Genomic DNA, 22,214 nt, shown 5'->3' with positions numbered 1-22,214 from the left:
TCTGCGACGAACCGCCGGGCCTGGCCCGGCGCTACCACAGGAACTGCCGATGACTGCAAGCACCGCCCCGCGCTGGCCCGTACGCTACCTGCTCTTCATCGGCGGCCTCGGCGGCCTGCTGTACGGCATCGACATCGGCATCATCGCCGGTGCCCTGCCCTACCTGGAGGCAACGGCCAGCCACGCCTGGCAGCTCAGCAGCCAGCAACTCGGCTTCGTGGTGGCGGCGGTGCTGCTGGGCAGCGTGCTGTCCTCGCTGTTCGCCGGCATGGTCGCCGACCTGATCGGTCGCCGCGGTGCGATGCTGCTGGCCGGCCTGCTGTTCACCGCGTCGATTCCGATCATGGCGCTGGCCTCGGGCTACACGCCGCTGCTGCTCGGGCGACTGCTGCAGGGCATCAGTGGCGGCCTGATCGGCGTGGTGATTCCACTGTACCTGGCCGAAGTGCTCAGCCCCGAGCGGCGTGGGCGCGGTGCGGCGATGTTCCAGCTGCTGCTGACCATCGGCCTGGTGTTGGCGGCACTGATCGGGCTGTACCACGCACATGCGGTGGATGCCGCCGCCGAAGCCGTGCGCTCGCTGCCGCTGGCGCAGCAGGCGCAGGAACTGTTCACGGTGAAGGATCATGCGTGGCGCACCATCTTCTGGAGCTGCCTGGCGCCCGGCCTGCTGTTCTGCGCCGGCATCTTCTGGCTGTACGAATCGCCGCGCTGGCTGGTGCGCCGCGGCCGCGTCGATGATGCCCGCCGCAGCCTGCAGCGGGTGCTGCCTGCTGCCGACGTGGAACCCACCCTTGCACAGATCCAGGCGCCGGAATCGAGCAGCAGCGACGGCAAGCGCGACCCACTGCTCAGCCGCCGCTACGTGGTGCCGTTCGTGCTGGCCTGCGTGGTGCTGGCCTGCACCCAGGCCACCGGCATCAATACGGTGCTGGCGTACGCGGTGAACATCCTCAACCAGGCCGGCCTGTCCGGCTCGGTGGCCAACGGCGCCGACGTGGCGATCAAGCTGCTCAACGCGGTGATGACCGTGGTCGCGCTGCTGCTGGTCGACCGCAAGGGCCGCAAGTTCCTGCTGATGCTCGGCAGCGGCGGCATCTGCGTGGCCCTGCTGGCCGCCGCCACGCTGTTCTTCCAGGCCGAGCGTGGCCGCGCCGACGTGCAGCCGCAACTGCAGGCGGCGGTCAGCGCCGATGGCTTGCAGCTGGTGCTGGACGACGCACAGTGGCAGCGCCTGGGCGCCGGCATCGACAGCGAAGGCCGGCCGATGCAGCTGACCGTGTCGTACGCCTACGGTGACTTCACCAACGTGCGCGCCCTGCGCAGCGACAGCCTGACCGACCGCGAGCTGCGCATCGAGCGTGCCGGGACCGTGCAGCCGGACAGTGTGATCGGCGCGTTCTTCCGCAAGCTGCATCTGAACCCGTTCGCCGACCCGGCCATGGCCGCACAGGCACCGCTGCGCATCGAGCAGGCCCGCATCGGCCCGGTGCCGCCGCCGGCGCATGGCTGGGCGGTAGCCGCCTGCATCCTGGTGTTCGTCGCGTTCTTCGCGGTCGGCCCCGGCGTCTGCGTGTGGCTGGCACTGTCGGAACTGATGCCCAATCGCATCCGCTCCAACGGCATGAGCATCGCCCTGCTGATCAACCAGTTCGTGTCGACCACCATCGCGGCGATCTTCCTGCCCACGGTGGGCCACTACGGCTACGCCAGCATGTTCCTGTTCTGGGCGGCGTGCACGTTCGTGTTCTTCCTGGTAGCCGCGTTCTGGCTGCCGGAGACCAAGGGCAAGTCACTGGAGGAGATCGAGGCACGGTTCGCACGGTAGCGGTCGACCTTGGTCGACCTCCGCGCGTAGCGCGGTGGTGTTGGCGCGCCCGTCACTGACCGGTGATGTGCCTGGCCAGCGCCTGCGCCTCGGCAATGCTCGGCAGCCCGCTCAGCATCATCGATTCCCCGAAGGCGCCTTTCACCGTCGCCACCATCAGCACGCGGCCGTCCACGCTGATCGCCGCGCGCTGGCCCACCAGGGCCGAGGTGCCATCGTGGATGCGCTGATGCGCTTCTGGCCGATAGCGGATCTGCAGGCCTGGCTGCTTGGCATCGTCCAGCACGTAGCGCACATCGGCGATGTCCGCACTGCCGGCAATCGGCGGCTCGCGCAGGGCCAGGGTTTCACCTTGCCAGTGCGCCGGAGTGCCGTTGCCAGCCGCATCGACCGCGCTCAGGCGCACGTCCACGCCGGCGCGCGGCGCATGATCCTTGCCTGCCAGCGCACCGGGCGTGGCACCCGGCATGCATCCGGCCAGCACCAGCGCCGCGCCCAGCAGGAGCGGAAGCGCGCCCCTCATTTCAGCTTCCGCAGCTTGAACGCCACCAGCACCTGCAGCAGCCCGTACAGCAGGCTGCCAATGCCGATCCACAGCGTGGTCACCGCCACGCCTGCGTATGGATTGGCCGCGAACAGCAGCCCCAGCACCACCGCCAGCACGCCACTGAGGATCAGCAGCCACTCGCCCTGGATCTGCTTGCGCACGCGGATCGCGAAGACGATGCGATAGATGCCGGCTACCAGCAGCCACGCCGCCAGGAACAGCACCAGCACGCTGGCGGTGGCCAGCGGGTTGATCACCGCCAGGATGCCGAAGCCCAGCGAAGCGATGGCATACAGCGCCAGCCAGCCGCGCGAGGCGCCGCTGCCACCACTGATCAGTGCGAACAGGCTGATGACCCCTTCGATGATGGCCATCACGCCCAGCGTCCAGGCCAATGCCATGGCTGCGGACAGCGGCCAACCGATGGCGATGATGCCGAAGCCGAGCGCGACCAGGCCATACAGCAGCAGGATCCACCAGCTGCGGCCAACCGCTGACAACAAGGGAGACAAGGGGGAATTCATGGTCACTCCTTCGATCCGGAACCGGGTTCATCCTAGCCCGTTGCGATGAAGGGAGCGATCACGGCACCCGCGCGCACACCCATACCCGCACCTCTCTGGCGCCCACGCAGCGCAGGGTTTCGGCGATTTCCATCACCGTGCTGCCGGTGGTCATCACGTCGTCGACCACGGTCAGATGCGTGGGCACCGGCCCGTGGACATCGAACGCATCGAACAGGTTTTCCCTGCGCTGTTCGGCCGTGCGCTCGGACTGAGGTGCGGTGTGCCGCCGCCGGTACAGCCCCTGCCAGACCGGCAACGGCAGCAGCCGGCAGAGCTCGGCAGCCTGGTTGTAGCCGCGCTGGCGCAGGCGCCGGCGGTGCAGCGGCACCGGCACCAGCGGCGGGCAGGACCAGGGCGGTGGTGCGCGCTGCATCAACTGCGCCAGCAGGCGACCGGCCGCCAGGTCCTGATGGAACTTGTAGCGCAGCAGCAGCTGGTCCACCGGCGGCAGGTACAGCAGGCTGGCGTGCGTGGCCGTCTGCGGTGGTGCTTCCTCGCGGCAGCTGCCGCAGACGATCAGGCCCTCATCCGGCAACGGCAGTGCACACCGCAGGCAGGCGCGACCGGCCCAGGGCAGTCCGGCGAGGCAGGCGCGGCACAGATCGAGATCATCATGGCCCGGATCGCCGCAGACCAGGCAGCGCAGTGGCAGCAGGACACCCAGCAGTGCGCGGGAGACACGGGTTGCCGAACGCAGGAGATCAATGCGCATTGCCCATGCTTCATCGCGCTGCCCATGTGCGGCCATCGGCGAAGCACCGATCGCAGTGTCGGGACTGCCCGCAACTGCAGAGGGTGCTGCCGATCAGGAAAGGCGTCCGCCCTGCCCAGGCCCGGTTGATGCAACGGCCGACGCCGTCAACACCTCCGCCAACCCACGATAGATCGGCACCCGGCATACCAGACCGGACACGCCCCGCGCGATCAGCACCGTGGCCAAGATCGGCAGGAGCAGATCGCCGCTGTCGGTCAGCTCCAGCGAGATCACCGCCGAGGTCAGCGGTGCCTGGGTGACGCCGGTCAGGTAGGCGCACATGCCCAGCAGCACGAACGCGCGCGGATCCACGCCCGGCATCAGCACCGCCAGGTTGTGGCCCAGCCCCGCGCCGACCGCCAACGCGGGCGAGAACAGGCCGCCGGGTATGCCGGCCACGTACGATGCCAGGTTGGCCAGCAGCTTCATCAACCCGAACTCGTGGCCGACCAACGCCTGCCCCTGCACCAGGCTGCGCGCCTGCTCGTAGCCGGTGCCGAACGCGCCGTCGCCGAACGTCAAAGCCAGTGCCACCACCGCCAGGCCGCAGCCTGCGGCCAGCAGCACCGGATGCCGCTGGCGCAGCTGGCCCAGCCAACGCGGGCGGCCCGCCGCACTGGCCAGCACCGCGCGCGCGAACAGGCCGCCCAGCAACCCGGCCACCACGCCGCACAGCAGGATCGCCAGCCAGCCCTGCCCCAGCGGCAACCGCGCGCTCACATGGCCGAAGTAGGTGTAGTTGCCAAGCAGGCCCAGCGACACCACGCCACCGACGATCACCGCCGTCAGCAGGGTGCCGGAGAAGCGATGCTCGAAACGGCCGCTGAGCTCCTCGATGGCGAATACGATGCCAGCCAGCGGCGTGTTGAACGCCGCGGCAATGCCCGCTGCACCACCGGCCAGCAGGAAGTGCGAGAGCTCGCGAGGATCCTTGAAGCCGAACCAGCGGCCGAACAGGTACATCAGGCTGGCACCCACATGCACCGTGGGACCTTCGCGTCCGACGGACGCGCCGCCGAGCAGCGACAACGAGGTCAGCAGCAGCTTGCCGGCTGAGACCGCAGGCGAAAGATTGGTCTTCCGGAATGGCTCATCGGGCTTGTCCAACGCAGCGATGACCTGCGGAATGCCGCTGCCCCGCGTGGGCTTCAGCACGCCACTGGTCAACCAGGCCAGCAGCGCGAAGATGCCCGGCGTGAGCAGCAGGGCCCACCACGGCGAGTGCGCGGTGATGCGCTGGAACAGATGGAAGGCCGCGTCGCTGGCCTTGGCGAACAGGATGGCCACCAACGCCACGGCCACCGCGCCGCCCCAGAGCGCGGCACGGCGGCGCCAGGCCTCGCTGAGAACCAGCGCGGTGATGCGGCCGCGGAGGCGATGGAGATCGGTCATGGGGCACAGTCTGCGCGCCAGCGCTTGCGTTGGGCAGCGGTTATTGTGGCTGCAGGCCTTGCAGGATGCGGTGAAACGCGCGAGTGCGGGTGCTCGCCGATAGCACCTGCCCTGTGCAGCTACCTATGCGTGCAGGCGCTCCCGCCACCGGCGCTTCTCCACCGCTCGCACGTTGGGCTGCTGCCGCAGCCACTCCAGATACAGCTGCAGATGGGCCAGCTCGTCATCAGCCGGATCACCGGTGAACTCACGCACCGCGACCAGATTTCCGTAGTTTCTGGCGTACTTGCCGGGCGTGTCATCGATACCGATCATCTGCTCCAAACGGAAGCCGTGGCGCTTCAGCTTGCCCAGCCGCTTCTGCGAGGTGTAACCGCCGGTTTCCCAATCACGGGCCGTGCTGCACCGCGGCGCGGACCACAGGAACGCCAGCGGACGCCCCGGCATCAGCCGGTCCACCAGCGGTTCGGCGTACAGTTGCCCGGACGACGTCCACACACCCACCGTGAAATGGGCAAAGGCATAGTCGAGGAATGCCTGCAGATGGGGCCGCAGGTAGACGTGGTAGCCGACGAGGCGGAAATCTGCGGGTCGCTCCAGTTCACGCTCGCTGGCATGCACCAGCGTCTCATCCAGATCGAGTATCAGCAGCTTTCCGCCCTGCGGCATCGTGTCCGGTTCCATGCGCATCCTTCTTTCATTGCCTCGGCTGCCGCCATCTTCTGGATGGACTTCAGCATGTGTCCTTCCAGCAGGTAGATGTAAGCACAGTTCCAGCCAGGTCCTGGTGGGCGCAAGCCTACTGCCGGACGCGCACTTCGCAACAGCCCATCCGCGTGAGGTCGCCCTGTGCCTGCAACATGCCCCGTTCCACCAGCATGCGTACACGCCCTGCATAGAACACATCGGGAATTCCCGATCGGCACTTCGGCTGCAGCGACATGACCATGCCCACAATGTAGGCGATCTTTCGGAACTGCCCGTCGCAGAGGGAGAACAGCTGCTCATCGATCGAGGCGATGTCCTCGCTGGTCAGCGCGGCGATGTTCTGCCGCGCCTGGTCAGTGAGATGGGCATCGTTGTCGGAGCGCTCGTCCGTATCGCGCAGGCAGCCATTGATGGCCAACAGGCGAACCAGCACATAGTGGCCGAAAGCCTCGAGCTCCTCCTTGGGCAACGTCGCCGGATCGAGCTGCCCTGCCGGGTAGTCCTTGAAGGTCACGAAGACGTGGTTCTTCCACTGCCCTGGCGTGTCGGACTGGCGCAGATCATCCAGCACCACGCGCAGGCCGCCGTCGGGCAGTTCGGCAAGGCTGCACAGCACCGCGTCGCGGCGGATCGGGTAGGGCTGGTAGCTGTTCATGGCACGTGCTCGCGCGTCCGTATGCAGCAATGAACTTACACCGTAGCGCCCATTCATGGCGGTCAACCAATGTAAACCATATGAGAAACAGCAAAGTTGACAGGACTAACCAACCCACCCACACTGCCGCCCTCGCTTCACTCGTACCCCAAGGTCCCGCCATGGCTGCTGCCATCCGCCACGACTGGCAACACGACGAACTGCAGGCGCTGTTCGATCTGCCGTTCCCCGAGCTGCTGTTCCGCGCCGCCGCAGTCCATCGCGAGCACTTCGACCCAGCGCAGGTGCAGGTGTCCACGCTGTTGTCGGTGAAGACCGGCGGCTGCCCGGAAGACTGCGCGTACTGCCCGCAGGCACAGCGCTACAGCACCGGGGTGAACGCGCAGAAGCTGATGGACACCGACGCGGTGCTGGCCAAGGCACGCCAGGCCAAGACTGCCGGCGCATCGCGCTTCTGCATGGGTGCCGCGTGGCGATCGCCGAAGGACCGCGACATCCCGAAGGTGGCGGCGATGATCGCCGGGGTGAGGGCGCTGGGCCTGGAAACCTGCGCCACGCTGGGCATGCTCAGTGGCGAGCAGGCGCGTGCGCTGAAGGACGCCGGCCTGGACTACTACAACCACAATCTCGACACCGCGCCGGACTACTACGATTCGATCATCCACACGCGCCAGTACCAGGACCGCCTGGACACGCTGGCGCACGTGCGCGATGCCGGTCTGAAAACCTGCTGCGGCGGCATTGTCGGCATGGGCGAGACGCGCGCGCAGCGCGTGGGCCTGCTGCTGGCGCTGGCCACGCTGCCGGCGCATCCCGATTCGGTGCCGATCAACAAGCTGGTGCAGGTGGCGGGCACGCCGCTGCATGGCAGTGCCGAACTGGATCCGTTCGAGTTCGTGCGCATGATCGCGGTGGCACGCATCGCCATGCCGCGTTCGATGGTGCGGCTGTCGGCCGGTCGCGAGGCGATGAGCGACGAACTGCAGGCGCTGTGCTTCGTGGCCGGTGCCAACTCGATCTTCTACGGCGACAAGCTGCTGACCACCGGCAACCCGGAGAGCGAGCGCGACCTGGCCCTGTTCGCACGGCTGGGGTTGCAGCCGATGGCGGTGCAGGTGGATGCCGAGGGCCACGACCACGGCGGCACCGTGCACGCTGATATCAGCGCCGATGCGCCCGCCTGTGGCTGCGCTCACGCGGCCTGAGACGGGCCGCAAGCAGGCGCCGCGGCAACGCGCTACCCTAGCCGCCCCGTCGCCGCATTCAGCCGCCATGGCCCGCCCCGACCTGACCGCCCGCCTCCACGCCCAACGCGCCCTGCGCGATGCCCAAGGCCGTCGCCGCACGCGGCGCACGGTCAGCCGTCGTGATGGCGTCCGCCTGGAGGTGGACGGCCAGTGGCTGACCGGCTTCTGCAGCAACGATTACCTGGGCCTGGCCCAGCAGTTCAGCGTGGTCAACGCATTGCAGGATGCGGCCGCACGCGAAGGCTCCGGCGCGGGCGCCTCGCATCTGGTCTGCGGCCACCACGCTCTGCATGAGGCACTGGAGCGCGAAGTGGCGGAGTGGCTGGGCTACCCGCGCGCGCTGCTGTTCGGCAGTGGCTTCGCCGCCAACCTGGCCGTGCAGCAGGCGCTGCTGAGCGAAGAGAACGATGTGTGCGTGCAGGACAAGCTCAACCACGCCAGCCTGCTCGATGCGACGCGGCTGGCGGGTGCGCGCCTGCGCCGTTATCCGCACCTCGACGCCGAAGGCGCGATGCGCCAGCTCAAGCACGCGCCCGATGGCGCGGCGATGCTGGCCACCGACGGTGTGTTCAGCATGGATGGCGACATCGCACCGCTGCGTGCATTGTCGCTGGTGGCACGCCTGCAGCAGGCGCTGTTCTATGTGGACGATGCGCACGGCGTGGGCGTGGTCGGTGATGGCCGTGGTGCCGTGGCCGCCGCCGGGCTGGGCGTGGACGATGTGCCGCTGCAGCTGGTCACGCTGGGCAAGGCACTGGGCGGTTCCGGCGCGCTGGTGCTGGGCCGCGACGACCTGGTCGAGCACCTGGCCGAAACCGCACGCCCGTACATCTACACCACTGCGATGCCGCCGGCGCTGGCCGCCGCAGCACTGGAAGCGGTGCGCCTGGCGCGCCGTGACAACTGGCGGCGCTCGAAACTGACCGATCTGATCGCGCTGTTCCGCGGCGAAGCCCGCCGCCATGGCCTGGACCTGATGGCCTCGGAAACGCCGATCCAGCCGCTGCTGTGTGGCGACGACCATCGCGCCGTGGCGATGTCCCAGGCGTTGGAACAGGCCGGTTGGCTGGTCGGCGCGATCCGCCCGCCCACGGTTCCCGAAGGCAAGGCGCGCCTGCGCGTCACGCTGTCCGCGCTGCACACCCCCGAGCAGGTGCGTGGCCTGGTCGAAGCCATTGCCAGCGCGCGCGATCGCGTCGACCTGGCCGCGCGTGAGGCCGCGCCACCGCCGCTGCCTGTCTTCGCCTGAGCCTGTTGCCGTTTCCCCATGCATATCGACGTCACCGGCCAGGGGCCGGACCTGGTACTGATCCATGGCTGGGCCCTGCAGGGCGGCGTGTTCGCGCCGTTGGTGCAACGCCTGGCCGATCACTTCACCCTGCATCTGGTTGATCTGCCGGGCCATGGCCACAGCCGCGAGGACACCACGCCGCTGCGCCTGCCGTTCGTGGTCAATGCCATTGCCGCGGCCACGCCGCCTGCGGTGTGGTGCGGCTGGTCGCTGGGCGGCCTGTTCGCGCTGCACGCCGCCGCGACACTGCCGAAGGTGCGCGGGCTGGCGATGATCGCGGCCACGCCGCGCTTCGTGCGTGGCGACGACTGGCCGCATGCGGTGGAGCCGGCGGTGTTCGAGCAGTTCGGGCGCGAGCTGGCCACCGACTTCGGTGGCACCCTGGAACGCTTCCTGGCGCTGGATGTAATGGGCTCGGCACACGCCCGCGAGGAGCTGCGCACGCTGCGCCAGCGCCTGGTCGAGCGCGGTGCACCCACCGAACGCGCCCTGCTGGAAGGCCTGCGCCTGCTGGAAAGCACCGACCTGCGTGGCGCACTGCCGACGCTGGCCAAGCCCAGCCTGTGGATCGCCGGCCAGCGTGACCGGCTGGTGTCTCCGGCGGCAATGCAGGCCGCCGCGGCACTGGCCCCCGGTGCGCAGGCGCTGACCATCGCCCACGGCGGCCATGCGCCCTTCCTCGGCCATGCCGACGAGGTGGCCGCCGCCCTGCAACACTTCGTTGCCGGCCTGTCACCGGCCGATGGCGGACAATGAGCGCCTTCCTCATTCCGCAGGATTGATGCATGGATCTGGGTATCAACGGCCGCTGGGCACTGGTCTGCGGCGCAAGCAAGGGGCTGGGCCTGGGCTGCGCGCGTGCGCTGGTGCGCGAGGGCGTCAACCTAGTGATCGTGGCCCGTGGTGAGGCTGCGCTGCAGGCCGCCGCCGAAGCGCTGCGCGCCCTGCCCGGCGCCGCCGAAGTCCGCGTGGTCGCCGCCGACGTGACCACCGAGGCCGGTCGCTCCGCAGCGCTCGCCACGTGCCCGCAGGTGGACATCCTGGTCACCAATGCCGGTGGCCCGCCGCCGGGCGACTTCCGCAGTTTCGAGCGCGACGACTGGATCGCCGCACTGGACGCCAACATGCTGGCGCCGATCGCGCTGATCCGCGCGACCGTGGACGCGATGATCGCGCGTGGCTTCGGCCGCATCGTCAACATCACCTCGTCGGCGGTGAAGGCCCCGATCGACATCCTGGCGCTGTCCAACGGCGCGCGCAGCGGCCTGACCGGCTTCGTCGCCGGGCTGTCGCGCCGTACCGTGGCGCACAACGTCACAATCAACAACCTGCTGCCCGGCCAGTTCGACACCGACCGCCTGCGCGCCAACTTCGCCCACAGTGCGGGCAAGGACGGCAATGCTGCCGAAGTGGCCGAACGCCGCCGCCAGCAGATCCCGGCCGGCCGCTTCGGCACGGCGGATGAATTCGGCGCGGCCTGCGCCTTCCTGTGCAGCGCACAGGCCGGTTACCTCACCGGGCAGAACCTGCTGATCGACGGCGGCGCCTACCCCGGTACGTTCTAAGAGACTTTCGCAATGCCGTCCCACTTCGATGCCCGCCATGTCCGCCGCGCGTTCGCCCGCGCCGCCAACAGCTACGACGCCGCCGCCGCCCTGCAGCGCGAGGTGCAGGCGCGGCTGGTGGAATCGCTGGACTACCTGGAGGCACGCAAGCCCGAGGTAGTGCTGGACATCGGCGCGGGTACCGGCCACGCCAGTGCGCTGATGAAGAAGCGCTGGCCGAAGGCGCAGGTGATCGCGCTGGACGTGGCGCTGCCGATGCTGGATCAGGCCAAGCGCCAGGCCGGCTGGTGGAAGCCGTTCCAGCGCCTGTGCGGCGACGCCGCCGCGCTGCCACTGGCCGACAACAGCGTGGACGTGATCTTCAGCAACCTGTGCCTGCAGTGGGTGGACGACCTGCCGGCGGTGTTCGCCGGCTTCCGTCGCGTGCTCAAGCCCGGCGGCCTGCTGCTGTGCTCCACCTTCGGCCCGGATACGCTGGTCGAACTCAACGAAGCGTTCGCGGCCGCCGATGACCGCCCGCACGTGAGCCGCTTCGCGCAGATCGCCCAGTTCGGCGATGCGCTGATGATGGCCGGTTTCCGCGACCCGGTGCTGGACCGCGACCTGTTCACCCTGACCTACGACGACCTGCCCTCGTTGATGCGGGAGCTGCGCGCGATGGGCGCGACCAATGCGCGGGTGGACCGCCGCCACACGCTGACCGGGCGTGGCCGCTTCGCCGCGGCGGCAGCGGCGTATGAACCGATGCGACGCGCCGACGGCAAGCTGCCCAGCAGCTGGGAAGTAATCTACGCCCACGCCTGGGCACCGGACCCGGGCGCGCCGATCCGCGAAGGCGGGCACGACGTGGCCTCGGTGCCGGTGTCGGCGATTCCGATCCGGCGGAAGCAGACCTGATCGCCCGGTCGTGCCGGCCGCTGGCCGGCAACCTCACGATTCCACGGTGGACCTCTGCCGGCCAGCGGCCGGCACTACCGTATGCCACACCGTGCGCGAATCGCCCGGGTGGGTGCCGACCTTGGTCGGCATCCACCCAATTCGGGCGGTGTCGGCGATTCCGATCCGGCGCAAGCAGACCTAATCGTCTGGTAGTGCCGGCCGCTGGCCGGCACCTCACGATTCCACGGTGGACCTCTGCCGGCCAGCGGCCGGCACTACCGTATGCCACACCGTGCGCGAATCGCTCTGTAGGTGCCGACCTTGGTCGGCATCCACCCAATTCGGGCGGTGTCGGCGATTCCGATCCGGCGCAGGCAGACCTGATCGTCTGGTAGTGCCGGCCGCTGGCCGGCAACCTCACGATTCCACGATGGACATCTGCCGGCCAGCGGCCGGCACTACCGTATGCCACATCGTGCGCGAATCGCCCGGGTAGGTGCCGACCTTGGTCGGCACTCACCCAATCCGGGCGGTGTCGGCGATCCCGATCCGGCGCAGGCAGACCTGATCGTCTGGTAGTGCCGGCCGCTGGCCGGCAACCTCACGATTCCACGATGGACATCTGCCGGCCAGCGGCCGGCACTACCGCATGCAACACCGTGCGCGAATCGCTCTGTAGGTGCCGACCTTGGTCGGCACCCACCCAATCCGGGCGGTGTCGGCGATCCCGATCCGGCGCAGGCAGACCTGATCGTCTGGTAGTGCCGGCCGCTGGCCGGCAACCTCACGATTCCACGATGGGCGTCTGCCGGCCAGTGGCCGGCACTACCACATGCCACACCGTGCGCGAATCGCCCGGGTAGGTGCCGACCTTGGTCGGCACCCACCTAATCCGGGCGATGTCGGCGATCCCGATCCGGCGCAGGCAGACCTGACCGGCTGGTAGTGCCGGCCGCTGGCCGGCAACCTCACGTTTCCACGATGGACATCTGCCGGCCAGCGGCCGGCACTACCGCATGCCACACCGTGCGCGAATCGCTCTGTAGGTGCCGACCTTGGTCGGCACCCACCCAATCCGGGCGGTGTCGGCGATCCCGATCCGGCGCAGGCAGACCTGATCGTCTGGTAGTGCCGGCCGCTGGCCGGCAACCTCACGATTCCACGATGGACATCTGCCGGCCAGCGGCCGGCACTACCGCATGCAACACCGTGCGCGAATCGCTCTGTAGGTGCCGACCTTGGTCGGCACCCACCCAATCCGGGCGGTGTCGGCGATCCCGATCCGGCGCAGGCAGACCTGACCGGCTGGTAGTGCCGGCCGCTGGCCGGCAACCTCACGTTTCCACGATGGGCGTCTGCCCAAATCAGGTTTCCGCCTCAGGTGTTGGCCGGCGAACTCAGCGGCGGCCGCACCAGGTCGCGGTGGAAGAAATAGATTTCCTGCACCAGGAAGCGCCAGCTGGTGTGGAAGCTGCGGAAGCGCGTGCTGGGCGTGGACGAGGCCAGCGCATCGATGCCCAGCGCCTTGCTCAGGCGCAGCGCGCGCGCCATGTGCAACGGGTCGCTGACGATGATCACCCGGTGCAGGTCGCGCTGGTCCATCAGCCGCTTGGCCTCGACCAGGTTCTGCACGGTGTTGCGCGAGGCGGTCTCGATCAGGATCGCATCGTCCGGCACGCCATGCTTGAGCGCATAGCGCCGCGCCACCTGCGATTCGGAAAAGCGCGCGCCGGTGCCACCGTAGCCGCCGGTGAAGATCAGCAGTGGCGCGTACCGGGCTTCATAGAGATCCAGGCCATGACGGATGCGTTCTTCGAATACCGGCGACGGCTTGGCGTCATAGGCCGCCGCACCGAGCACGATGATGGCGTCGGCCTTGGCTGCCTGGTCGCGCTCCCCCACCCAGACGATCCAGGCGGTCACGCCCAGCAGCCAGACCACCAGCAGCACGAACAGCCGCCACAGCCAGCCCAGCAGGCCGGTGCGGGGCCGGTGCCCGTCGCGGCTCAAGGCGCCCCCCAACGCAGCGCGGGCAGGTCGACATTGCCACCGGACAGCACCAGGCCCGCCCGCAGGCCGGCGAACCGCTGCGGCTGTGCCAGCACCGCGGCCAGCACGGTGGCCGAGGACGGCTCGACCACCTGCTTGAGCACCTCCCACAGCAGGCGCATCGCGGCCATGGTGGCGGCGTCGTCGACCACGATCACCTCGACGCCGGCCGCGCGCAGCAGCGCGAAGTTGGGGGCGCCGATCAGGGTACGCAGGCCGTCGCAGATCGTGTCAGGGGTGAACGCGCCCTGGCGCTCGCCTGCGGCCAGCGAGCGCGCGGTGTCATCGGCGCCGGCCGGTTCGGCCAGCACCAGCCGGGTCTGCGGGCTGGCGAGCTGCAGGGCCCGGGCGGTACCGCTGGCCAGGCCGCCCCCTCCGACTGGGACTACCAGCACGTCGAACGGACCGTCGCTGTGCAGCAGCTCCAGGGCCGCGGTGCCCTGCCCGGCCATCACCGCCGGGTCCGCATAGGGATGGACCAGGGTCGCGCCGGTATCAGCCTGTACTTTGGCGCAGGCGGCCTCGCGGTCGGCGATGGTCGGCGGGCAGCGCCAGAGCGTGGCACCGTGGCGGGCGATGTTGGCCAGCTTGGCCGCCACCGCACCTTCGGGCACCACCACGTGGCAGGGAATGCCACGGGTGCGCGCGGCCAGGGCCAGGGCAGCGCCGTGGTTGCCGGACGAATGGGTGACCACGCCGGCACGGGCGCGATCGGCATCCAGCGACCACACCGCGTTGCAGGCCCCGCGGAACTTGAATGCGCCGCCGCGCTGCAGGTGCTCGGCCTTGAACGCCAGCTGCGCGCCGGCCAGCGCATCAAGCGTGCGCGAGCGCAGCACCGGGGTCACGCTGGCGTGCGGCGCGATCCGCGCAGCGGCAGCCAGGACATCGTCGGCACGGGGCAACAGTGAATCGCTCATGACGCAAGATTAACGTATGGCCCCACGCTGGCGACCCCGGCACAGGTCATGCCAGCATGAGGGCCTTCACCTCCATTCATCCTGGCCAGTGAAGTTAAGGGCCGATTCAACGCCTGCGCACGAAGCTGACTGCACAACCCGTCCTCTGGGGGGACCCACCATGAAAACGCGCCTGATGCTTGCCGGTGGCCTGTTGCTGGCCCTGACCGGCTGCACCACCTACGACTATGTCGGCGGTGGCCGCAGCGGCAGCTACTACCACGGTGCGCCGTCGGTGGAGTACCGCTACCCGGCCGGCTATCCCTACAACTACGGCTACCCTTACTACGGCGGCTATGGCGGCTACTACGGCGGCTATGGCAATCCGTACTACTCGCGCCCGATCTACCGCCCGCCGCACAACCACCGTCCGCCACCGCGCCCGCCCGGCAACGGTGGCGAGAACCGTCCGCCGCCGCCGCCGCGGCCGTCGTACAACGGCGGTTCGCCGTGGCGGAACATGGACTCGATGCGTCGCCCGCCGCAGTCGAACATCCAGCCGTCGGCGCCGCCACCGCCGGCCCGTCCGACCCCGGCGCCGAGCGCGCCGAGGATGAACGGTTCCCCGTGGCGCAACATGGATCGTGGGACGCAGCGCACAGTTGAGCGCTGAACCGTCTTGCATTTCACCCGGTCCAGGTTGCACTCTACGGAACCGGTGACGGCCCGCGTCACAAAGTGACAAAAAGCGAGACGGGCCGCCGCAAAAATCTCTACGTCGATATCCGACAGGAACATCTGGATCCCCCCTGTTCCGGCCCTGTCGGATGTCGGCACCTCTGAAGACAGACGGCCCCGCACTGCGGGGCCGTCTGTTTTGCCGGGTCGCCAACCGGAGAGAGCCCCAGCGTCGGTAGATCCACGCCATGCGTGGTCGGGCCTTTCCCGGCAATCCCAAAAAAACAGGGCCGGACAGTCCCCCGACTGCCGGCCCTCTGCTCCCCCACCGTGCGCCTGTACCGGCCCCTGTTCCAATTCCGGTCACGGGCGCCTGCGGCGCCAGCCACGGTGGGTGCTATTGGGTTATCTGCAATAATCCTGCCAACTTTAGGGCTGATTTCGACGCCGGCCGGCCGGCACCGACGCCGCGGCCCCGAATGGCGCTAAAATCGCCACCCCGGCGCCGCCCCGGCCGCCCCGGCCGCGCCTGCCCCCAGCTGAACAGCCCCATGAACCCGTCCTTTCATCGTTACGACGTCATCGTCATCGGCGGTGGCCACGCCGGCACCGAAGCCGCGCTGGCCGCGGCCCGTACCGGCGTGCGCACCCTGCTGCTGACCCACAACATCGAAACGGTGGGCGCGATGAGCTGCAACCCGGCCATCGGAGGGATCGGCAAGGGCCACCTGGTCAAGGAAATCGACGCCCTGGGTGGTGCGATGGCGCATGCCGCCGACCGTGCCGGCATCCAGTGGCGCACCCTCAACGCCTCCAAGGGCCCGGCCGTGCGCGCCACCCGCTGCCAGGCCGACCGCAACCTGTACCGCATGGCGATCCGCGCCATCGTTGAAGGCCAGGCCAACCTGACCGTGTTCCAGGCGGCCGTCGATGACCTGGTCATCGAAGGCGACGCCGTGCGCGGGGTCATCACCCAGACCGGCCTGCGCTTCGATGCCGAGGCCGTGGTGCTGACCGCCGGCACCTTCCTGGCCGGCAAGATCCATGTCGGCCCGACCCAGTACGCCGCCGGCCGCATGGGCGACCCGCCGGCCACCACGCTGGCCGCGCGCCTGCGCGAGCGCCCGTTCCAGGTGGACCGCCTGAAGACCGGCACGCCACCGCGCATCGACGGCCGCTCGCTGGACTACAGCGTGATGGACGAGCAGCCCGGCGATTCGCCGCGCCCGGTGATGTCCTTCCTGGGTTCGGTGGACGAGCATCCGCAGCAGGTCAGCTGCTGGATCACCCACACCACCGAACAGACCCACCAGATCATCCGCGACGCGCTGCACCGCTCGCCGCTGTACAGCGGCCAGATCGAAGGCATCGGCCCGCGCTACTGCCCGTCCATCGAGGACAAGGTGGTGCGCTTCGCCGAGAAGGCCAGCCACCAGATCTTCGTCGAACCCGAAGGCCTGGGCATCGTCGAGATCTACCCCAACGGCATCTCCACCTCGCTGCCGTTCGACGTGCAGCTGGAGATGGTGCGCAGCATCCGCGGCTTCGGCAACGCGCACATCACCCGCCCCGGCTACGCGATCGAGTACGACTTCTTCGATCCACGCGGGTTGAAGGCTTCGCTGGAAACCAAGCTGGTCAACGGCCTGTTCTTCGCCGGCCAGATCAACGGCACCACCGGCTATGAGGAAGCCGCCGCGCAGGGCCTGCTGGCCGGCCTCAACGCCGCACGCCAGGTGCGTGGGCTGGACGGCTGGTGCCCGCGTCGCGACGAGGCCTACCTGGGCGTGCTGGTGGATGACCTGATCACCCACGGTACCAACGAGCCGTACCGCATGTTCACCAGCCGCGCCGAATACCGCCTGCAGCTGCGCGAGGACAACGCCGACCAGCGCCTGACCCCGGCCGGCCGCGAGATGGGCCTGGTGGATGACCAGCGCTGGAGCGCGTTCGAGACCAAGCAGGCCGCCGTCGCCGCCGAGCGCGCGCGCCTGGGCGCGCTGTGGGCGACCCCGGCCAACGCACTGGGCCGCGAAGTGCAGGACACGCTGGGCGTGGCGGTCAGCCGCGAAACCAACGTGCTGGACCTGATCAAGCGCCCCGAGCTGGATTACGCGCAGCTGATGCAGGTGCCGTCGCTGGGCCCGGCCGTGGCCGACGCCAAGGTGGCCGAGCAGGTGGAGATCGGCGTGAAGTACGCCGGCTACCTGGACCGCCAGCGCGAGGAGATCGAGCGCCAGCAGCGGCATGAAGCCACGCCGATCGCCGAAGGCTTCGACTACGCCACGGTGCGCGGGCTGTCGGCCGAAGCCCTGCAGAAGCTGGAACGCGTGCGTCCGCAGACCATCGGCCAGGCGCAGCGCATCCCGGGCATGACCCCGGCGGCAATCTCGCTGCTGCTGGTGCACCTGGAGCGTGCACGCCGCGGCCGCGTGGCGTAGGCAGCACCGTCCGCTTCTGGTGGGTGCCGACCTTGGTCGGCACATGAATCTGCCTTGGTGGGTGCCGACCTTGGTCGGCACGAATCATCAGATCGCGACACTCCATGCTTCCGTGCCGACCAAGGTCGGCACCTACCAGAGCAGGGCGCGTTACCGTGCGTCTGCGCCACCGCCCAGCACCTTGAACAGCGTCACCCGGTTTCCCGCTTCCTGCTGCTGCAGCGCGATCAGGTCCTGCTGCGCGGCAAACAGGCTGCGCTGCGCATCCAGCGCCTGCAGATAGCCGTCCAGCCCGGTGCGATAGCGCGCCTCGGCCAGCGTGTAGCTGCGCTGGCTGGCGGCGACCAGTGCCCGTTGTGCCTCCATCTGCGCGCCCAGGTGATCGCGCGTGGCCAGGGCATCGGCCACTTCACTGAAGGCCTGCTGGATCGCCTTCTCGTACTGAGCGATGCCGATGTCCTTGCCAATCTTCGAGGCATCCAGTGAGGCCTTCAACGCACCGGCGTGGAAGATCGGCGCCGTGATGCTGGGCGCGAACGACCAGCCGCGGGTGCCGGCCGAGAACAGCGTCGACAACGCGGTGGAGCTGTGGCCGTAGTTGGCAGTCAGCGTCAGCGTCGGGAAGAACGCGGCGCGCGCGGCGCCGATATCGGCGTTGGCCGCCTGCAACGCGTGCTCGGCCGACAGCACGTCCGGGCGCTGCAGCAGCACGCTTGAGGGCAGGTTGGCAGGCAGCGGTGCCAGCGCCACGCTGCCGTCCAGTGCCTGCGCGCCGGGCAGCAGTGCCGCCTCCAGCGGCGCGCCCACCAGCAACTGCAGCGCATCACGATCCTGCGCCTGCTGGGCCTGCAGCCTGGCCAGCGCAGCGCGCGCGGCGTCCACACTGGTCTGCACCTGCGACAGGTCCAGGCCCGAGGCCAGGCCTTGTGCATGGCGGGCCTCGGTGCGCTGCAGGGTCTGCTGCTGACTGTCCAGCGTCTGCCGGGTGAACGCCAGCGACTGCTCGTCGGCCGCCAGCGCCAGCCAGGCCGTGGCCACTTCCGCCACCAGGCTGGTGCGCGCCGCACGCTGGTTCTCGGCACTGGCCAGCCAGTTCTGCAGCGCCTCGTTCTTCAGGCTGCGGATGCGCCCGAACAGGTCCAGTTCCCAGCTGCTGATGCCGACCTGCACGTTGTCGGATTCGGTCACCTGGGTGGCACCGGTCCCGCTGTTGGCATCGCTCACCCGCGAGCGGGTGATGCTGCCACTGGCATCCACCGATGGCAGCAGCGCCGCACGCTGGATGCGGTACTGCGCGCGTTCCTTCTCCACCTGCATCACCGCCACGCGCAGGTCGCGGTTGTTCTGCAGTGCCAGCGCGATGACCTGCTGCAGGCGCGGTTCCAGGAACACCTCGCGCCAGGCCGGCATCGCCAGTGCGGGCCCGGTCTCGCCGGTGGCGGCATTGGCGAACTGTGCCGGCACCGGCGCCTCGGGGCGCTGGTAGTGCGGGGCCATGCTCGCGCAGCCGCCCAGCACGGTGGTCATCGTTGCGGCCGCCAGGGCGCGCAACAGCATCGGCTTCATGGGCGTGCCTCCGGGGCAGTGGCGTCGGCCGGCGCGCGGCCCGGGAACAGGCGGCGCACCAGCAGGTAGAACAACGGCACGAAGAACATGCCCAGCACCATCGAGGCAACCGTGCCGCCGGCCACGCCCGTGCCCAGCGAACGGCGCGCGGCCGAACCGGCGCCGGTGGCGAACACCAGCGGCAGCACACCCATCAGGAATGCCAGCGAGGTCATCACGATCGGTCGCAGCCGCAGGTAGACCGCCTGCAGGATCGCGTCGCGGGTGCTCCTGCCCTGCTGCTCGAGGATGCGCGCGAACTCGACGATCAGGATGCCGTTCTTCGCTGCCAGGCCAATCGTGGTCAGCAGGCCGACCTGGAAGTACACGTCGTTGTTGAGGCCACGCAGGTTCATCATCAGCACGGCGCCGAACACGCCCACCGGCACTGCCAGCATCACCGCGAACGGCACCGCCCAGCTTTCATACAGCGCGGCCAGGCACAGGAACACGAACAGCAGCGAGATGGCGTACAGCATCGGCGCCTGGTTGCCCGACAGCTGTTCCTGGTAGGCCATGTCCGACCAGGCATGGCTGAAGCCATCCGGCAGTGTGTCGGCCAGGCGCGCGATCTCGGCCATCGCCTCGCCGGAACTGACGCCGGGCGCCGGCTGGCCGGTGATCTCCATCGCCGACACGCCGTTGTAGCGCTGCAATGCGGCTGGCGCACTGGTCCAGTGCGCGCTGACCAGCGACGACAGCGGCACCATCTGGCCGGCCTGGTTGCGCACGCTCCAGCGCTCGATGTCCTGCGGCTGCATGCGGGCTTCGGCCGTGCCCTGGATGAACACCTTCTTGATGCGGCCCTTGTAGATGAAGTTGTTGACGAAGTCGCCACCCAGCGCGGCGTTCAAGGTGTCATTGATGTCCTGCGGATTCACGCCCATCGCCTGCGCCTTGGCGTCATCCACCTTCACCGCGTACACCGGCGCGTCTTCCAGGCTGGCGTAGCGCACGTTGACCAGCTTCGGATCCTTGGCAGCCTCCTTCAGCAGCGTGTTGCGCGCGGCCACGGCGGCGGCGTGGCCGGCACCGCCTTCGTCCTGCAGTTCCAGGGTGAAGCCACCGGCATCGCCGAGGCCGAGGATGGCCGGTGGCGAGGTGATGAACACCTGCGCATCGGGCACGCTGGCCATGGCCGCGGTCAAGCGCGCGGCGATGGTATCGGCATCGTCCTTGCGGTCGTCCCAATCCTTGAGCCGGATGAAGGCCTGGCCGACGTTCTGGCCACTGCCGCTGACACTGAAACCTGCGGTGGCCTGGATTGACAGTACGCTGTCGTCCTTCACCGCGGCGGCGCTCAGGCGATCCATCACGGCACGGGTCTGCTCCAGCGTGGACCCGGCGGGCAGCTTCACCAGCGCGTTGAGCATGCCCTCGTCTTCATCGGGCAGGAACGCGCCCGGCAGGTGCCACAACAACAGGCCGGTGGCCACGCTCAGCACCAGGTAGAACAGTACGCCCAGCGTGCGCCGGCCGAGGAAGCGGTCGACGCGATGGCGCAGTCGGTTGGAGGTGCGCTCGAAGCGATGGTTGAACCAGATGAAGAACTTGCCCAGCAGGCCCGGCTCGCCAGCGTGGTCGCCATGCGGATGGCCGCCCTTGGGAATCTGGTGCAGGATGCTGCCGCACAGCGCCGGGGTGATGGTCATCGCCACCAGCACCGACAGGATCATCGCAGCGGCGATCGTCACCGAGAACTGGCGATAGATCACGCCGGTGACACCGCTGAAGAACGCCATCGGCAGGAACACCGCGGTCAGCACCAGCACGATGCCGACCAGCGCGCCGGTGATCTGGCCCATCGCCTTCAACGTGGCTGGCTTCGGTGCCAGCCCTTCGAAGGTCATCACCCGCTCCACGTTCTCCACCACCACGATGGCGTCGTCCACCAGCAGGCCGATGGCCAGCACCAGCGCGAACATGGTCAGCGTATTGATCGAATAGCCGAAGGCGGCCAGCACGCCGAAGGTGCCCAGCAGCACCACCGGCACCGCGATGGTCGGGATCAGCGTGGCCCGCCAGTTCTGCAGGAACAGGTACATCACCAGCACGACCAGCGCGATCGCCTCGATCAGGGTGATCACCACTTCCTTCAGCGAGATGGTCACGAACGGCGTGGTGGTGAACGCCACGTGGTAGGTGTAGCCATGCGGCCAGTACTTCTGCAGCTGCTGCAGCCGTGCCTCGACGGCCTTGGAGACGGCGATGGCGTTGGCACCGGCGTTGAGCTCGATGCCCAGCGAGGCCGACGGCTTGCCGTTGAACGTGCTGATGCTGTCATAGCTTTCCGGGCCCAGGCCGATCGTCGCCACGTCGCCCAGGTGCACCACGCTGCCATTGGCATCGGCCTTGAGCACCACCTGCGCGAACTGCTCGGGCGTGTGCAGGCGGCTGCGCGCGGTCACGGTCGCGTCCAGCTGCTGGCCCTTCAGCGCCGGCTGGCCACCGAGTTCACCGGCCGACACGTCGGTGTTCTGCGCCTGCAGTGCGGTCTCGATGTCCGACGGCATCAGCGCGTACTGGCGCATCTTTTCCGGGTCCAGCCAGATACGCATGGCGTATTCCTGGCCGATCGGCTGGATGTTGCCGACACCGCTGACGCGGCTGATCTGGTCGTCGATGCGCGCTTCCATGAAGTTGGCGACATCGAAGTTGTCCATGCTGCCGTCTTCGCTGGTGAACGACAGCACCTCGAAGATCGAACCGCTGGACTTGGTGATGGTCAGGCCGTTCTGCTGCACCGCCTGCGGCAGCGTCGCCATAGCGGCCTGCAGCTGATTCTGCACCTGCACCTGCGCGGTGTCCGGGTTGGTGCCGGTGGCGAACACCAGGTTGACCTGCGCCGAGCCATCGGAAGCACTGGTCGAGGTCATGTACATCAGGTGGTCCAGGCTCTGCTGGGACTGCTCGATGACCTGGGTGACCGCGTTTTCCACGGTCTGCGACGAGGCGCCGGTGTAGGTGGCGCGGATGGTGATGGTGGGCGGGGCGATCTGCGGGTAGCGGTCCACCGGCAGGATCAGGATCGCGAGCAGGCCGAGCAGGCTGACCGCGATGGCGATCACCCAGGCAAAGATCGGCCGGTCGATGAAGAAACGAACCATGCG

General features: G+C 68.7%; 18 protein-coding genes. 8 read left to right on the top strand and 10 right to left on the bottom strand.

Annotation, left to right across the window (positions count from 1 at the left end; translation table 11 throughout):
- Positions 1–49: 49 nt before the first annotated feature.
- A complete protein-coding gene (locus J3A72_RS03755) occupies positions 50–1,828 on the top strand; it encodes an MFS transporter (RefSeq protein ID WP_075076226.1) in 1,779 nt (592 codons plus the stop codon).
- A 52-nt stretch (positions 1,829–1,880) separates the two neighbouring features.
- Here J3A72_RS03755 and J3A72_RS03750 read toward each other — a convergent pair whose 3' ends face one another.
- The 6 genes from J3A72_RS03750 to J3A72_RS03725 all read right to left on the bottom strand — a co-directional run bounded on the left by J3A72_RS03750 (position 1,881) and on the right by J3A72_RS03725 (position 6,450).
- A complete protein-coding gene (locus tag J3A72_RS03750) occupies positions 1,881–2,351 on the bottom strand; it encodes a hypothetical protein (protein ID WP_075076225.1) in 471 nt (156 codons plus the stop codon).
- Complete coding sequence (locus J3A72_RS03745; RefSeq protein WP_014648758.1) at positions 2,348–2,899, bottom strand: HdeD family acid-resistance protein; 552 nt, start codon at positions 2,897–2,899, stop codon at positions 2,348–2,350. Before J3A72_RS03745 ends, J3A72_RS03750 begins: the two co-directional genes overlap by 4 nt.
- A 58-nt stretch (positions 2,900–2,957) precedes the next feature.
- Positions 2,958–3,653, bottom strand: coding sequence for a ComF family protein (locus J3A72_RS03740; protein WP_053495196.1), 696 nt, complete (start codon positions 3,651–3,653; stop codon positions 2,958–2,960).
- A gap of 93 nt (positions 3,654–3,746) precedes the next feature.
- Positions 3,747–5,087, bottom strand: coding sequence for a chloride channel protein (locus J3A72_RS03735; protein ID WP_014648760.1), 1,341 nt, complete (start codon positions 5,085–5,087; stop codon positions 3,747–3,749).
- A 123-nt stretch (positions 5,088–5,210) separates the two neighbouring features.
- Positions 5,211–5,777 (bottom strand): HAD family hydrolase, encoded by a 567-nt coding sequence (locus J3A72_RS03730; protein ID WP_197602793.1) that lies wholly within the window; start codon positions 5,775–5,777, stop codon positions 5,211–5,213.
- Between the two features lie 109 nt (positions 5,778–5,886).
- A complete protein-coding gene (locus J3A72_RS03725; protein ID WP_075076224.1) occupies positions 5,887–6,450 on the bottom strand; it encodes a DUF3658 domain-containing protein in 564 nt (187 codons plus the stop codon).
- A gap of 161 nt (positions 6,451–6,611) precedes the next feature.
- On the opposite strand from J3A72_RS03725, the gene bioB reads away from it, so the two are divergent.
- The 5 genes from bioB (at position 6,612) to bioC (ending at position 11,450) form a co-directional block, all read left to right on the top strand.
- Positions 6,612–7,655 (top strand): biotin synthase BioB, encoded by a 1,044-nt coding sequence (bioB, locus tag J3A72_RS03720; protein WP_075076223.1) that lies wholly within the window; start codon positions 6,612–6,614, stop codon positions 7,653–7,655.
- 67 nt (positions 7,656–7,722) lie between these two features.
- The gene (gene bioF / locus J3A72_RS03715) at positions 7,723–8,946 is read left to right on the top strand and encodes an 8-amino-7-oxononanoate synthase (protein ID WP_014648763.1); all 1,224 of its coding nucleotides are present in this window, start codon (positions 7,723–7,725) and stop codon (positions 8,944–8,946) included.
- An 18-nt stretch (positions 8,947–8,964) separates the two neighbouring features.
- Positions 8,965–9,744 carry a pimeloyl-ACP methyl ester esterase BioH gene (bioH, locus tag J3A72_RS03710; RefSeq protein WP_032957531.1) on the top strand — a complete coding sequence of 260 codons (780 nt, stop codon included), beginning with the start codon at positions 8,965–8,967 and terminating at the stop codon, positions 9,742–9,744.
- 29 nt (positions 9,745–9,773) lie between these two features.
- Entirely contained in the window at positions 9,774–10,553 is a 780-nt protein-coding gene (locus tag J3A72_RS03705; protein WP_075076222.1) for an SDR family oxidoreductase, read from the top strand.
- Positions 10,554–10,565: 12 nt separating this feature from the next.
- Complete coding sequence (gene bioC / locus J3A72_RS03700; RefSeq protein ID WP_014648766.1) at positions 10,566–11,450, top strand: malonyl-ACP O-methyltransferase BioC; 885 nt, start codon at positions 10,566–10,568, stop codon at positions 11,448–11,450.
- Positions 11,451–12,809: 1,359 nt separating this feature from the next.
- Here the strand turns inward: bioC and J3A72_RS03695 are convergent.
- Both J3A72_RS03695 and J3A72_RS03690 read right to left on the bottom strand, forming a co-directional pair.
- Positions 12,810–13,442 carry a YdcF family protein gene (locus tag J3A72_RS03695; RefSeq protein WP_080281832.1) on the bottom strand — a complete coding sequence of 211 codons (633 nt, stop codon included), beginning with the start codon at positions 13,440–13,442 and terminating at the stop codon, positions 12,810–12,812.
- Entirely contained in the window at positions 13,439–14,401 is a 963-nt protein-coding gene (locus tag J3A72_RS03690; RefSeq protein WP_053496516.1) for a pyridoxal-phosphate dependent enzyme, read from the bottom strand. Before J3A72_RS03690 ends, J3A72_RS03695 begins: the two co-directional genes overlap by 4 nt.
- A gap of 160 nt (positions 14,402–14,561) precedes the next feature.
- On the opposite strand from J3A72_RS03690, the gene J3A72_RS03685 reads away from it, so the two are divergent.
- Positions 14,562–15,053 (top strand): hypothetical protein, encoded by a 492-nt coding sequence (locus J3A72_RS03685; RefSeq protein ID WP_032957537.1) that lies wholly within the window; start codon positions 14,562–14,564, stop codon positions 15,051–15,053.
- 556 nt (positions 15,054–15,609) lie between these two features.
- Positions 15,610–17,499, top strand: coding sequence for a tRNA uridine-5-carboxymethylaminomethyl(34) synthesis enzyme MnmG (gene mnmG / locus J3A72_RS03680; RefSeq protein WP_053495853.1), 1,890 nt, complete (start codon positions 15,610–15,612; stop codon positions 17,497–17,499).
- 150 nt (positions 17,500–17,649) lie between these two features.
- Here the strand turns inward: mnmG and smeC are convergent, their stop codons facing one another.
- Positions 17,650–19,065: a multidrug efflux transporter outer membrane subunit SmeC gene (gene smeC / locus J3A72_RS03675; protein ID WP_053495851.1), complete on the bottom strand. Its 1,416-nt coding sequence runs from the start codon at positions 19,063–19,065 to the stop codon at positions 17,650–17,652.
- On the bottom strand, positions 19,062–22,211 hold the full coding sequence (smeB, locus tag J3A72_RS03670; protein WP_075077036.1) for a multidrug efflux RND transporter permease subunit SmeB: 3,150 nt from the start codon (positions 22,209–22,211) through the stop codon (positions 19,062–19,064). The genes smeC and smeB overlap by 4 nt, the downstream gene beginning before the upstream one ends.
- Positions 22,212–22,214: the final 3 nt, after the last annotated feature.

This window comes from Stenotrophomonas sp. PvP093, assembly GCF_017876915.1.
Taxonomy (GTDB): domain Bacteria; phylum Pseudomonadota; class Gammaproteobacteria; order Xanthomonadales; family Xanthomonadaceae; genus Stenotrophomonas; species Stenotrophomonas muris.
This window is presented reverse-complemented; position numbering and strand designations above follow the sequence as displayed.

Excerpts from the sequence above, each read along its gene's own strand:
- bioH (WP_032957531.1), top strand. The coding sequence starts at position 8,965 with ATGCATATCGACGTCACCGGCCAGGGGCCGGACCTGGTACTGATCCAT.
- bioC (WP_014648766.1), top strand. The coding sequence starts at position 10,566 with ATGCCGTCCCACTTCGATGCCCGCCATGTCCGCCGCGCGTTCGCCCGC.
- J3A72_RS03750 (WP_075076225.1), bottom strand. The coding sequence starts at position 2,351 with ATGAGGGGCGCGCTTCCGCTCCTGCTGGGCGCGGCGCTGGTGCTGGCC.
- smeB (WP_075077036.1), bottom strand. The coding sequence starts at position 22,211 with ATGGTTCGTTTCTTCATCGACCGGCCGATCTTTGCCTGGGTGATCGCC.
- J3A72_RS03735 (WP_014648760.1), bottom strand. The coding sequence starts at position 5,087 with ATGACCGATCTCCATCGCCTCCGCGGCCGCATCACCGCGCTGGTTCTC.
- J3A72_RS03725 (WP_075076224.1), bottom strand. The coding sequence starts at position 6,450 with ATGAACAGCTACCAGCCCTACCCGATCCGCCGCGACGCGGTGCTGTGC.
- smeC (WP_053495851.1), bottom strand. The coding sequence starts at position 19,065 with ATGAAGCCGATGCTGTTGCGCGCCCTGGCGGCCGCAACGATGACCACC.
- J3A72_RS03740 (WP_053495196.1), bottom strand. The coding sequence starts at position 3,653 with ATGCGCATTGATCTCCTGCGTTCGGCAACCCGTGTCTCCCGCGCACTG.
- J3A72_RS03745 (WP_014648758.1), bottom strand. The coding sequence starts at position 2,899 with ATGAATTCCCCCTTGTCTCCCTTGTTGTCAGCGGTTGGCCGCAGCTGG.
- bioF (WP_014648763.1), top strand. The coding sequence starts at position 7,723 with ATGGCCCGCCCCGACCTGACCGCCCGCCTCCACGCCCAACGCGCCCTG.
- mnmG (WP_053495853.1), top strand. The coding sequence starts at position 15,610 with ATGAACCCGTCCTTTCATCGTTACGACGTCATCGTCATCGGCGGTGGC.
- J3A72_RS03755 (WP_075076226.1), top strand. The coding sequence starts at position 50 with ATGACTGCAAGCACCGCCCCGCGCTGGCCCGTACGCTACCTGCTCTTC.
- bioB (WP_075076223.1), top strand. The coding sequence starts at position 6,612 with ATGGCTGCTGCCATCCGCCACGACTGGCAACACGACGAACTGCAGGCG.
- J3A72_RS03730 (WP_197602793.1), bottom strand. The coding sequence starts at position 5,777 with ATGCGCATGGAACCGGACACGATGCCGCAGGGCGGAAAGCTGCTGATA.
- J3A72_RS03705 (WP_075076222.1), top strand. The coding sequence starts at position 9,774 with ATGGATCTGGGTATCAACGGCCGCTGGGCACTGGTCTGCGGCGCAAGC.
- J3A72_RS03685 (WP_032957537.1), top strand. The coding sequence starts at position 14,562 with ATGAAAACGCGCCTGATGCTTGCCGGTGGCCTGTTGCTGGCCCTGACC.
- J3A72_RS03690 (WP_053496516.1), bottom strand. The coding sequence starts at position 14,401 with ATGAGCGATTCACTGTTGCCCCGTGCCGACGATGTCCTGGCTGCCGCT.